This window comes from Syntrophomonas erecta subsp. sporosyntropha (genome assembly GCF_055395365.1).
The window spans coordinates 70,860-83,509 of sequence record NZ_AP042459.1; the positions used below are offsets into that span (position 1 = coordinate 70,860).

The 12,650-nt window shown below is 42.2% G+C and carries 12 protein-coding genes; 6 read left to right on the forward strand and 6 right to left on the reverse strand.

Annotated elements, in window-relative coordinates; translation table 11 throughout:
- Positions 1-42: 42 nt before the first annotated feature.
- Together ACZ5Q0_RS00365 and ACZ5Q0_RS00370 are read right to left on the reverse strand one after the other, a co-directional pair.
- Positions 43-1,158 (reverse strand): aminopeptidase, encoded by a 1,116-nt coding sequence (locus tag ACZ5Q0_RS00365; RefSeq protein WP_446820104.1) that lies wholly within the window; start codon positions 1,156-1,158, stop codon positions 43-45.
- A gap of 27 nt (positions 1,159-1,185) precedes the next feature.
- Complete coding sequence (locus tag ACZ5Q0_RS00370) at positions 1,186-1,584, reverse strand: putative signal transducing protein (RefSeq protein ID WP_446820102.1); 399 nt, start codon at positions 1,582-1,584, stop codon at positions 1,186-1,188.
- A 164-nt stretch (positions 1,585-1,748) separates the two neighbouring features.
- Here ACZ5Q0_RS00370 and ACZ5Q0_RS00375 point away from each other — a divergent pair, with 164 nt between their 5' ends.
- Together ACZ5Q0_RS00375 and ACZ5Q0_RS00380 are read left to right on the forward strand one after the other, a co-directional pair.
- Positions 1,749-2,114 carry a DUF3147 family protein gene (locus ACZ5Q0_RS00375; RefSeq protein ID WP_446820100.1) on the forward strand — a complete coding sequence of 122 codons (366 nt, stop codon included), beginning with the start codon at positions 1,749-1,751 and terminating at the stop codon, positions 2,112-2,114.
- On the forward strand, positions 2,115-2,495 hold the full coding sequence (locus ACZ5Q0_RS00380; RefSeq protein ID WP_446820099.1) for a DUF3147 family protein: 381 nt from the start codon (positions 2,115-2,117) through the stop codon (positions 2,493-2,495). It abuts the gene before it with no gap.
- Here ACZ5Q0_RS00380 and ACZ5Q0_RS00385 read toward each other — a convergent pair.
- From ACZ5Q0_RS00385 to larAH6, 4 genes are all read right to left on the reverse strand, one after another.
- On the reverse strand, positions 2,492-3,298 hold the full coding sequence (locus ACZ5Q0_RS00385) for a DUF1653 domain-containing protein (RefSeq protein ID WP_446820097.1): 807 nt from the start codon (positions 3,296-3,298) through the stop codon (positions 2,492-2,494). The genes ACZ5Q0_RS00380 and ACZ5Q0_RS00385 overlap by 4 nt on opposite strands.
- A gap of 238 nt (positions 3,299-3,536) precedes the next feature.
- The gene (locus ACZ5Q0_RS00390; protein WP_446820096.1) at positions 3,537-5,273 is read right to left on the reverse strand and encodes a B12-binding domain-containing radical SAM protein; all 1,737 of its coding nucleotides are present in this window, start codon (positions 5,271-5,273) and stop codon (positions 3,537-3,539) included.
- A gap of 61 nt (positions 5,274-5,334) precedes the next feature.
- The gene (gene murB / locus ACZ5Q0_RS00395) at positions 5,335-6,249 is read right to left on the reverse strand and encodes a UDP-N-acetylmuramate dehydrogenase (RefSeq protein ID WP_464827183.1); all 915 of its coding nucleotides are present in this window, start codon (positions 6,247-6,249) and stop codon (positions 5,335-5,337) included.
- 31 nt (positions 6,250-6,280) lie between these two features.
- Positions 6,281-7,555 carry a nickel-dependent malate racemase, LarAH6 family gene (larAH6, locus tag ACZ5Q0_RS00400; RefSeq protein WP_446820746.1) on the reverse strand — a complete coding sequence of 425 codons (1,275 nt, stop codon included), beginning with the start codon at positions 7,553-7,555 and terminating at the stop codon, positions 6,281-6,283.
- A 458-nt stretch (positions 7,556-8,013) separates the two neighbouring features.
- On the opposite strand from larAH6, the gene ACZ5Q0_RS00405 reads away from it, so the two are divergent.
- The 4 genes from ACZ5Q0_RS00405 (at position 8,014) to lexA (ending at position 12,396) form a co-directional block, all read left to right on the forward strand.
- On the forward strand, positions 8,014-9,414 hold the full coding sequence (locus ACZ5Q0_RS00405; RefSeq protein ID WP_446820092.1) for an FAD-binding oxidoreductase: 1,401 nt from the start codon (positions 8,014-8,016) through the stop codon (positions 9,412-9,414).
- Between the two features lie 21 nt (positions 9,415-9,435).
- Positions 9,436-10,734, forward strand: a complete 1,299-nt coding sequence (locus tag ACZ5Q0_RS00410) for a (Fe-S)-binding protein (protein ID WP_446820091.1) — start codon at positions 9,436-9,438, stop codon at positions 10,732-10,734.
- Between the two features lie 226 nt (positions 10,735-10,960).
- Positions 10,961-11,689 carry a tRNA lysidine(34) synthetase gene (locus ACZ5Q0_RS00415; protein WP_446820090.1) on the forward strand — a complete coding sequence of 243 codons (729 nt, stop codon included), beginning with the start codon at positions 10,961-10,963 and terminating at the stop codon, positions 11,687-11,689.
- 89 nt (positions 11,690-11,778) lie between these two features.
- Entirely contained in the window at positions 11,779-12,396 is a 618-nt protein-coding gene (gene lexA / locus ACZ5Q0_RS00420) for a transcriptional repressor LexA (RefSeq protein WP_446820089.1), read from the forward strand.
- Positions 12,397-12,650 lie beyond the last annotated feature (254 nt).

Genomic DNA, 12,650 nt, shown 5'->3' on the forward strand with positions numbered 1-12,650 from the left:
TCCTACTCTATTTACCTAGTTACCCTCGTACTCTGCCCTTTGCTACTTAAGATTCTCAGGGTTAAGCGGTTTAAGTTCAGGAAGTACAAATAGTCCATCCTGGCGAATCAACTGGTTATCAAAATAAATTTCGCCTCCACCATAGTCTGGAGTTTGAATCAGGACCAGATCCCAGTGAATAGCCGATTTGTTTCCGTTGGGACATTCATCATAAGAATCTCCTGGTGTAAAGTGAATGGACCCACTGATTTTCTCATCAAACAAGGTATCCCGCATAGGTTTAATAACATAGGGGTTTACCCCTATGGCAAATTCCCCTATATAACGGGCTCCCTCATCGGTATTCAGAATACGGTTAAGCTGCTCGCTGTTGTTGGCCCGGGCATTTATTACCTTTCCATCTTTAAATTCCAGATATATCTGGTCAAAGGCCTTTCCCTGATATAGTGCCGGTGTATTGTAGGTAATATGGCCATTAACTGAATCACGTACTGGAGCCGTGAAAACTTCCCCATCGGGAATGTTTTGTTTTCCTGCACACTTGATCGCAGGAATCCCTTTAATGGAAAAACGCAGATCAGTACCGGGACCTTTAATGTGAACTTGGTCAGTCTGGTTCATCAATTCCACCAGAGGATTCATAGCCTTAGCCATACGGGCATAATCCAGATTGCAGACCTCAAAATAAAAGTCCTCAAAACTTTCCGTACTAGTATTAGCTAGTTGAGCCATAGAAGGAGATGGATAGCGCAGGATTACCCATTTTGTCCGGGGTACCCGGATCTTCATATGTACTTCCTGTAGAAATAGCTTCTGGTATAACTCCATCTTTTCCGCCGGGATATCGGAAAACTCAGCTGCATTATCGCCGCTGCGAATTCCTATGTAGGCATCCATATCGGACATACGTATTGCCTCGTAGTGAGCCATCATTTTAAGCTGTTCTTCGGAGGCCTGCAGTATCAAAACCCGATCCAGGGAACGCTCTTTAATGGTTACAAAAGGCAGACCGCCAGCTGCATAAACTGCTTTAACTAATTCTTTGACCAGGGGAGCCTCCAGCCCAATGGATTCAATTAATACCTTTTCTCCCGGTTGAACTTCGCAGGAGTAATTAATCAGATTGTTAGCTAGAATTATTATTCTAGGATCAGTCATAGGTCATCCTCCTAATATTTTAATCGACTAGAGCAGGTGAAACAGGTTTAGCAGGTTTGAAACGATAATATAGATAAGTCCTATTATAACAGGTGCTATTATAGTTATAGCTATGATCATTCGGGCTGTCTTTTTACGTTTTATGAAATCTGGCTGGTAAACATCTATTGCTTCAGATGCCGAAGACGGCAGATATTCATCATCACCGGTTAATAATTCCAATGCTTGCTGGTAACAGGAATCGGGAACATAAATATCAACCCCGGTTAGGGAAGATCCCATATAAATTCGAAGATAGTTACCAGTTCCCTGTTCTTTACGAAGTACCGGTATATTTTCGGAAGCCAGGAGTGATTCGATTACCTGGCTTTGATCATTATCATGAACATTGAGCAAGCGTTTCCATTCTACAGGCTTTTTCTCCATGTTTACCTCCCCGTTTGTTTTCATACCGGTATAAACGAGATTTCTTACAGTTTTTATTTATTGTAGCTTTCCTTATCTTAATTAACAACTAGACTGGTTTTCTGCTAAAATCTTTAAGTTGAGTTATAATTAAGTTTGAATTTTTTTGGATTAAGGTGAGTAATATGTATGATTTAAGTTTAGCCCCGGCAGTAATACGCTTTTTGTTTGGTGGAGGAGCAGTAGTAGCCTCTACTTTACTGGCCCGGGCCTTTGGAGGACGGGTAGGCGGTATATTCGCAGCTTTTCCGGCTGTTTACCTGGCCGCTATTATCAGCCTGGCCCTTGATTACCATGGTGATAAACTGATGGAAGTATCCATCCAAATTTCCCAGGGAGCCCTGGTGGGGATGGTAGCTAATATTATCTGTGCACTGTGTGCCAGCTACTTTATATATAAACGAGGCTGGAGCCGGGGACTAATACTAGCTTTACTAGTATGGTCAGTAGCCTCCGTAGGCATATACTTATTATGGAAGTCGGTGATTTAAATGAAAAATTCTCCATTTGATGATCTATTAATCAGATTTTTACTAGGCGGAGGCGCAGTAGCGGCTTGTTATATTTTTCTGCAGGTTATTCCCTGGAAATCCTTTGCCGGTGTCTTTGCTGCTTTTCCGGCCGTAATGATAGCAGCAGTAATCATGGCTGGGGTTTTTGAAGGATCAAAACAGGCTGCTGACATTGCCCTGGGAGCTACAGCTGGTATGCTGGGATGTACAGTTTGCGTAATAGTTGCGGTCCTGGGTTTCATTTATTTACAACAGTGGGGCCTATCTTTGGTTATCGCAACTATAGCCTGGTTTATAAGTTCATTGTTTTTTATCAAACAGATTCACCACTGGTTACAAAAAAGAGCCAAACATATCTAACTATCAGCACCATCCTCTTCCCGGATTAACTCAAACCGATTTACAATCCGGTTTTCCTTTGTTAGCTCTTTTTTGCCGCAAAATATTTCATAGGGCCGGGCATAATCCCGTCCCGATTCCAAATCTTTGTAGATTACCAGGGGACAGTAATTTTCCGTATGCAGGGCTATTGTTATTATTTCATAAATATTGCCTTTAAAATGTCGGTAACGCTGTCCCGGCTTTATATCCAGGTTGAAGGGAGGAGCATTTATTTCCTTACGAATGATGCTTAACAGCTGCCGGTAAGCGTCATCTAGGGATCCGATATTATAAATTACGTAGTCACTGGCACTTATGTCTAACACTTCCTGGTAGGCCTTTTCGATGCGGGCTGCTTTTTTCTCCCGGTCTTCATTCCCACTTTCAATTGCTTTTATAATATCTTTCATATCGCGATATATATATATACTCACAATGTTTCTCACCCCCAGCCGGGCCTTAAGCATCCTTAAACCCTCCAGGGTCATGATAATGATTCCATTTTTACCAGTTTCCTTTACCCGGCTAATTTCCTCATGGGTCAATCCATAAATCTGATCCAGATAGTTTACCTCTTCCAGAATGCTTCCATTTATACACCATTGCAAATACTTATTTCTGTCAATGAAATAATAGTTCTTACCCTCTTTTTCGTCGGGACGCGGGGAACGGGTAGTAAAAGATATGATCGGGGTCATAAAATCACTATCATGTAGGAGCAAATAATCCATCAAGATTGATTTCCCTGCTGCCGGTGGTCCAATTAATACAAAAATCTTCATAATTACTTTACCTCCCTGCCCCAGAAACTTTACTGCTAACGCCTCATAACTTTTTTATAACCAATTAAGGTTCTATTAATTGTATCGTCTTAAATATTGGAAAAGTATACCGAAGGCTAAAACATATTTCCAAACCCTATGTTTACACTTAATCTTATTTAAACTATATTCTGAACATACTAACAGAAAAAGGAGTTTAATTAAAATATTAAGACTCATGAACTAAATGCAGATCTCACTAGTACAAAGGTAATTTAATGGTGGAACAGGCCTGGCTCCCTCCGGGGGGATATACGAAAAGCACCGGTTCAGGTTGAGATAATTCCTCTCCAGTGCCAGGATCTATTTTTAGATATTCAAGGTGAACTCTACGCCTGATTTGTCGCGGACTTAAGGATTTCATCTCTGGCAGGAATTGCTGTAAAAAAAGCTCGTCCTTAAGCCATATATAAAGTTTTTTATTCCAGTCATCCGGATTGAAACTAATCATTCCTTCGGGTAGATTAACTGACCGCTGGTTAGTCAGATAATCCAGTTTAAGCACCTCGCCCACCAACAAACTGTATTGAGGGTAATAGGATTCTATAAACTGTATTAAGATAGTATATTCGGTTGCTCTCTGGTGATGGTGACTAAATAAATCCCGTAATGCCCAATAGTGCCCAAATTCTTCATAAAATTTAAAAGCACCGTGCTGGAAACATACTCTGGTCAAATACTTTAGAGTGTGTTTGAAAAAACCACTGTTATAATACCGTTCTACCAAATCCTCTATACGAACTAACTTGATAAGCTGGCCATAGGACAGACAGTTAGAAGAAAGAACCTGGTACGGAGGGTGGCTTTGATAAGCATATTCCAGTCTATCAGCCTCATCACGTAAAGACGAACCTTTTAATAATTTTAAAAAACCCAATTGAATTACATCGGCCTGTAAAGCATAAACATCATCAAAAGACTGTCCAAAACGCTCATAGCTTTCATATGGTAATCCAGCGATCAAGTCTACATGCAGGTGAAGGTTCCCTTTGACAGCTAATCTTTTAACATTGCGCTGTAGTGATTGCCAGTCGGCAGTGCGGTTTACCGCTTGCAGGGCTTCCGGGCAGGTAGATTGGATACCAATTTCCAGATCAAAAATTCCAGCCGGGACTGTTTCTAAAAAAGATAGCATTTCCTCGGAAAGTAAATCGGCCCCCATCTCGAAATGAAAACGGGTCGAGATATTATGCCTGATGATAAATTCCATAATTTCACGGGCACGTTTTTCATTACAATTAAAGGTTCGGTCTACAAACCGGATTTCTTTAACCTTTTGTTGCATGAGAAAAGCCAGGTCGGATTTGACTCGTTCCAAAGAAAAAAAGCGCACTCCTTTAATAGTAGAGGAAAGGCAGTAAGCACAATTGAATGGACATCCCCTGGAAGTTTCATAATACAAGGTGCGGTTTCGATAATAATTGAGGTTGTCTAAATTATATGTAAAAGGAATAGTGTCCAAATCCTCAATTAAGGGTCGGTCTGGATTCTCCACAATAGTTTCGCCATAACGATAGGTTATTCCCTCCACATTACTTAAAGAATGAGAATGAAATAAGGCGGTAAACAAGGAAAACATCGTTGCTTCTCCTTCTCCCCGCACTACTATATCTACTTCCGGATTTAATTCCATAAATGACCTGGTTTCATATGAAACTTCGGGTCCCCCCAGAACAATCATTACCTCGCCATCAACCTGACGTAAATCGCGTACCAGCTTCATCACCAGTTCAATATTCCAAATGTAACATGAAAAACAAACCACCCGGGGGTGTTCCTTATATAGTTCGGAAAGTACATAATTAAGTTCATCATTTATAGTAAATTCTCTGATATGAATTTGCCAGTGTGGATTATGACAATATGCTTTAAGATAGGCTAGTGCCAATGATGAATGTACAAACCTGGCATTTAAAGTGCTTAAAACCACCTTCATCTATAACGTTTCTCCTTAAACTAAATATAGGCCAGGAAGCGCGCTTCCTGGCCCATGTTCATTATTGTTCCCCAATTATTTTTAATTCTGGTTGCAGGTCAACCCCATACTCCTCACGGGCCCTGGTTTGAATATGGGTAATCAAGGTTACTACATCGTGAGCCGTTGCATTACCAGTATTGACAATAAATCCAGCGTGTTTGGTGGAAACCTGAGCACCTCCTATAGTATGGCCTTTTAATCCCATTTTTTCCACCATTGGTCCTACATAATATCCTTGCGGCCGGCGAAAGGTGCTGCCTGCACTGGGCAGATCCAGGGGTTGTTTTTCCCGGCGCTGGCGAGCCAAATCTCTCATTTTAGATTGAATCTCTTCCCGTTGACCGGGCTTTAATTCCAGCAGGGCCGACACTATAATACAGCCGTTTTCCTGGAAAATGCTCTGCCGATATCCCATCATAAAATCTGAAGAATTAAAGGTTTTAAGATTACCCTCCTGGTCTACGGCTGAAACTCGTACCAGTACATCCTTTATTTCGCCTCCATAAGCACCGGCATTCATTACTACCGCTCCCCCTAGGCTGCCGGGTATTCCTTCTGCAAACTCCAGCCCACTAAGTTCATAAGCAGCTGCTTTTCGGGCTAATTCTGACAGGCGAATACCGGCTTCAGCTACTATTTCATGACCGGATATATATAAACTTTTCAGGTTATTTCCCAGCTTAATAGCAACTCCCCTAAAGCCTTTATCTAATACTAGTAAATTACTACCCAGACCAAACACAAAATAAGGTATATTGTGCTGGCGACAATAGTTCACTACTGTTTGTAATTCAGCTACACTTGACGGGCATACTAGGACATCTACCGGTCCGCCGATTTTAAAAGTAGTATGATTGCTCATAGGTTCATTAAATAAAAGTTTTTCATTGTTAATTAATTTTTTAATTCCATTGTACATAAGTGTTCTCTCCATAATAACTCTGCTAGTAATATATTAACCGGCTTTATGAAATATTCTCTCCACTGACCTTTATAGCCAGTTTAGGTGCTTCAGGAATGTATAATATAGAGGCACCAGACCCATGTTTTTCTAAAGCCTGGTTAATGGCAGTTTCTAAATTTGTTACTGGTTGCATGAATATACTCCGCACTATAGCCGGATTTAAACAACTGTATAAAAGTATATCAGCCTGTTCAAGAGTTCGGCAGATAGCGTAGGCTTTATGCCCCCCTAATTCAAAATGACGGTGAAAACGCTGCCTGATATCCTGAGGGGATCGGGCTTCGGTTACCCATTTTTCAAAGGTATCCTCCCCTAGCCCTTCCGGGCATTCAGCAATCAGGATAATGGTTCCCCCTTTTTTTACCGCTAATGCAGCAGCATCCAAAGCCTTTTGAGCCTGGTATATATTAATATCTTTAGGGTAACCCCCACAGCCGGCAATAATAATGTCTGCTTTCTCTTTTATAGATACTACACTCATCTTTTCACAAAAGCGTACCGCTTCCATCCAAGCATAATACAGATCACCAGCCGCAGCATAAACAATTTTATCATGGGAACTAGTCACTACATTAAGAATAAAATCCACTCCTACCATCCGGGCAGCTTCCAGCATTAATGTATTTACCGGATTGTCTTCATAATTACCCAGGCAGGCCCGGGGGTCATCCATCATTTTGTGATTTAACTCTATTAAAGAGCGGGCCGCCACCCCGGGTAAAATTGATTTCCGTCCCCCGGAATAACCAGCAAAATAATGTAAACCTACCAGTCCGGTAGTAACTAGTAAATCGGCTTCAGCCACAGTCTGATTTATAATCAGTTCCATTCCATTACTTAACCGTCCCAGTGATAGCAAGTGGGAATCACAATCATGATTTTCGATTTTATAACGGGAACAGACATCGGCACCGAATATAGCCAGGTTCTCCTGGTAGCTGTGGGGACGATGTATACCGGTAGCTACTACCAGTTTGATATTTTCCGGTTTAATTCCGGCTTCCTCCATCTCATGCAATAACGGTGGGAGCATGGTTTTATACGGAGTAGGTCTGGTAATATCATTAACAATAATTACAGCAGTCTTAGGCTGCTTGCACCGGATTATCTCCTTTAGCCGCGGAGTCCCTACCGGATGAGACAAAGCTAAGCTAACCATTTGTTCATTACTGCGATTTTCTTTTGCTGGCCCTAGTAAAGAAAGTGTACCGGCGTAATTCGTATCCGGAATTTCAAACTGTATAAAATCTTTCCCGAACGGAGTATTAACTCTCATATTAATCACCTTTTAAAATCTCTTTCTGCAAAATTAGCTGTTAAGTTACCAGGCTGGCTAAACAAAACCTAACTGTACCCTTATAACAATCATTCCACAATAAGTTGCCAAGGATTATAAAACGAACGGTTAGCGAATTACAAAAGATATTGAGATAGTAACATTTAGCTGCTCCTTACCCTTTTAAACGTCCTTCCCAGATCATTAGGCCTGTAATTTATCTAATAAAAGGACAAATACCGGCAACTATGAACAGTCCCTGTATAATTATACATTTGCTTTATATGAAGAATAATACCTGAAAAGACGAGTAGCTTTAGTTTTATATGCTGCTCAATGCTTAAATTATACCGTATTCATTGGGATTTTATAATTCTCCTCTCTACCTATATGTTATAATAGCAGAGAATTTATAGTATCGTTTTAAAGGATAGTCTGTAAATAAGGGGGAAGCTAGCGTGGAAAATGCTGAAATAAAAAAAGAACTGGTGAAAATTCTGGGGAAAGATAAAGTGCTGGTCGATGACCTGGACTTAATGTACTACTCCTACGATAGTTCTTTTTTAACTAAACTGGAACCGGGGAATCCTTCTGCAGTTGTTCTGCCGCGCTCTACTGAAGATGTACAAAAGGTAATGCGCTTCGCCTTTGAAAATAGTATCAATGTTGTCCCCCGTGGAGCTGGAACCGGGGAGACAGGGGGATGTGTCGCATTAAAGGGCGGCATTATTCTGGATTTATCTAACTGGGATGAAATTGTTGAAATTGATGCCAGCAATATGCAGGTTATTGTACGGCCTGGGGTGATTCATGCCCGTTTAAATAAAGAATTGGCCGCTTTTAACCTGTTTTTCCCGCCTGATCCAGGCAGCAGCCAGATGTGTACCATAGGAGGCATGGTAGCTAATAATGCCAGTGGATTAAGAGCAGTAAAATACGGCTGCACCGAGCAATACATCCTAGGATTAGAAGTTGTGCTCTCCAATGGGGATGTTATTTACACCGGGGGTAAAAAGGCCCGGGTTATAAAAAATGTGTCTGGCCTTAATCTTACCAAACTGATGGTAGGGTCAGAAGGGGTACTGGGAATAATTACTCGGATTCGCCTGCGTTGCTGGCCCAAGCCCAAAGCCCGGGGTATAGCCATGGCAGTTTTTGATCACTTAGACGATGCCCCTGCTACAGTTTTGGATGTATACCAGGCAGGAATTCTTCCTTCAGGCATTGAGATCCTGGACAGCTCTGCCATCGGAGCAGTAAATCAGTTTAAACCGGAAATTAACCTGCCTGAGGCGGAAGCAATTTTACTTTTTGAAGTGGATGGCAATCCCCCCAGCGTGGAATACGAAGGCAAGATGATTGCTGAAATTGCCGGTCGTCGGGCCCGTAATGTGGAATGGGCTACTGACCCCCAGAGGATGACCCAGCTATGGGAAGGAAGAAGTGTTACTGCTACCGCCGCTGCCCGGGTTCGTCCCGATGGTAGCCGGGTATTTGCCGGAGAAGATATCAGTGTTCCCCTATCCCGAGTTGCTGATACTCTGAGATCCATACGTGCCCTAGGAGAAAAATACGGTATTAAGGTAGTCAATTACGGTCATATAGGAGATGGCAATGTCCATACTGCTCCAGTTATAAATCCAGAAAACCCGGAAGAAGTAGAAAGGGTTTTAAAACTGGTAGACGAGATTCATTTACTAGCCATTGAATTGCAGGGATCTACCACTGGAGAACATGGGGTGGGTGCGGTCCGTCGCAAATATGCTGAATTAGAACATGGCCTGGCGGTTGATTATATGAAAGGTATTAAAAAGGTGTTTGATCCCAAAGGGATCATGAATCCGGAGAAGTTGTTCTAAGATTAGAAAGGAGACCCTTCCATGGAGTTTAAGAAAATACCTCCGGTACGGGATCAAATTATGAAATGCGTACGCTGCGGAAAATGTCGCAGTGTCTGCCCGGTTTTTGAGGAGATTCGAAATGAAACGGCTGCTCCCCGGGGGCAGGTTTTTATGGTACAGATGTTACGGGATGGTAAAGTCAAGCCTGAAAATAAGGTCAACGAAAGACTTACCAACTGTTTATTATGTGAAACCTGTAGTGCAAACTGCCCCTCAGGTATTGATGTACATGAACTAAATGCTGCTGCACGTGCGTATATATATGAGCAAAATCCTTCCACCACCAAAGAGTTGGTTTTTGATACTCTCTGGACCCGTCCCGGGTTGCTGCGTACTTCCACCCGGTTGATGTGGGGGGCCCAAAAAACAGGATTACAAAAATTAGCCCGTAACCTTGGTCTTACCAAACTATTACCCGGTGATCTTTCCCGGGCTGAAAAAATATTAACTTCTGTACCAGGACGTTCAGGACGCAGCCTGATAAAAGAGGTAAACCCGGCCCAGGGCCAGAAAAAATTCCGGGTCGGATATTTTCTGGGTTGTGGTACAGATTTACTCCACCCTAATGTGGCTCGAGCTACGGTTGCAGTATTAACCAGAAACGGTTGTGAGGTAATAGTTCCTCAGGAAACCCGCTGTTGCGGACAACCTCACATAGCCAACGGAAAGCTGGATACGGCACGAAAACTGGCTGCTCATAATGTTAAAATATTTAATTCCTATGACTTTGATTATATAGTCACTGATTGTGCTTCCTGTTCGGCAGCCCTTTCCCATAAAAACATGCAGTTTCTACTGGGAGGATTGAAGATTGAAGACCAGGCTATGGCCTTCTCGGACCGGGTTATGGATCTTACCAAGTTCCTGGTGGAGGTGCTGGATATTAAGGTACCTGAAGATCCGGCTGCTGATAAAGTAAAGGTAACCTATCATGATCCTTGTCACCTGGCTAATGCTCAGGGGATTAAAAAGCAGCCCCGCGAATTATTAAATAGAATTCCCGGGGTGGAATTGGTGGAAATGTCGGAAGCTAATCGCTGTTGTGGTGGATCGGGAACTTATAGTCTTACCCATTATGATCTCTCTATGAAAATACTGGACCGCAAAATGGATAGTGCTATGGAGACTGGTGCCCAGATTCTAGCTACCTGCTGCCCCAGCTGCATGATGCAGTTGCAGCACGGAGTAAACCGACACAAATGGAATTGCCAGGTAAAACACCCTATTGAACTATTAGAGCCCTTTTATGGAAAAAATCCAGCCGAAATTGGCGGCTGATTAATAATTTATCAGGTATTTAATTTTTTGAGAGAACTGCTAAACAGAAGTAGTTCTCTCTCTTAATTCCTAAAACCATCTTATTTCCTGGCCCTCGCCAGCTTATCCATTATGTTTAAAAACTAACCCCTTAAGTACAGGCTAATTACACATTAACTTGAATTATCACTAGATTTGTTATGATTAGTGTATGTCCATCTTTTAATCTAAAAAGGAAACAATTTTAATGAATAAAAGACACATAAAAATTATATTCCGGCAGGTACGGGATGCTAATCTGAAATACCGGCTAATTGAAGACGGGGACCGGGTAGCAGTAGGGATGTCTGGTGGTAAAGATAGTTTTACCCTGCTTTATCTCTTGTTTCTGCTGCGAAAATACACCCCGCTTAATTTTGAGCTATATCCTATTTATATTGACCTGGGTTGGGACAATGAGATTGATAGCCTTAAAGACTTTTGTTCTCAATTAGGTCTGCCCCTGACTATAGAAACAACTAACATCGGTGAGATTGTGTTCCATGCCCGTCAGGAAAGGCACCCTTGTTCCCTATGTGCAAACCTGCGTCGGGGGGCTTTAAATAGAACCGCGAAAAGTTTCTACTGCAACAAGGTGGCTCTGGGACACCACCTGAACGATGTAGTAAATACCCTTTTTATGTCTATGTTATACGAAAGCCGCTTCCAGGTATTTAAACCTAAGACCTATCTGGATCGTATGGACATCACGGTAGTCCGTCCCCTGGTTTATGTAGAGGAGCATGCTATTCAATTACTAGTGGAATCTATGGGCTGGAATATTGTTGAAAACCGTTGTCCGGCCGATGGTACCACCAAAAGAACGGAAATCTCAGCCTTGCTAAACCATATCGAGGCAATCTATCCGGGCGCCCGTCGTAAATTTTTAGCCAGTCTGGAAAACGTAGGCCCGGATGTCTTTTGGAAGGACCAATAGCAATATATTTTAGATTTTTAAAGGAACATATGTTTTGGATACTTTCTCAAATATGTTATAATTGGTTAAAAATCTAGGGAGGTCCGCATATGACCGATAACCAGCATCTTAATGAAAGAGAACAAGCCATTCTCGACTATATAAAAGACAGAATACGCAATGTTGGTTACCCTCCATCAGTGAGAGAAATCGGCCGGGCCGTAGGATTAAAATCCAGTTCAACTGTACATTCCTATCTAATCCAGTTGGAAGAAAAGGGTTTTATACGAAAAGATCCTGCTAAACCCCGGGCCATAATACCGGTGGATAACGATATGTCTGTAGCCGAGGAGGCCCTAAGACTGCCGGTAGTAGGTCAAGTGGCGGCAGGAACCCCCATTCTCGCTGAACAAAATATTGACACTTACCTGCCCGTACCCCAGGACCTGGTAGGTAGCGGCAACCACTTTATATTACGGGTTAAAGGGGAAAGTATGATAGAAGCTGGTATTATGGATGGAGATTATCTGATTGTACGCCAGCAAAGTGACGCCTCCAATGGTGAAATTATAGTGGCTCTACTTGATGACGATGCCACCGTAAAACGCTACTATTTGCGGGATGGCTATGTGGAACTCAAACCAGAAAATTCGTCTATGGAACCGATTATAGCTCCCCATATTCAGATAGTAGGCAAAGTAACCGGATTGATGAGAAAGATTAGTTAAAAAGATATTGGAATGATTTGATTAAAGCTCCTGGCAGGTTTATTACCTAATCCAGGAGCTTTTGCGATCAGATAAACATTTATGGTTTGATTTTCTCCGGGAAAGCCCCTAAACCAGCTGGTTTGAATACATAATTATACCGGGCCCGTTAAACGACACATGGTTGAAACACCCTCTTAAGGCCTAGCAGTGGAAAAGAGTGAGCGGTCTCTCCCCAGGGCGCCATTAATATCCACTACCTTTCATCACTAAGG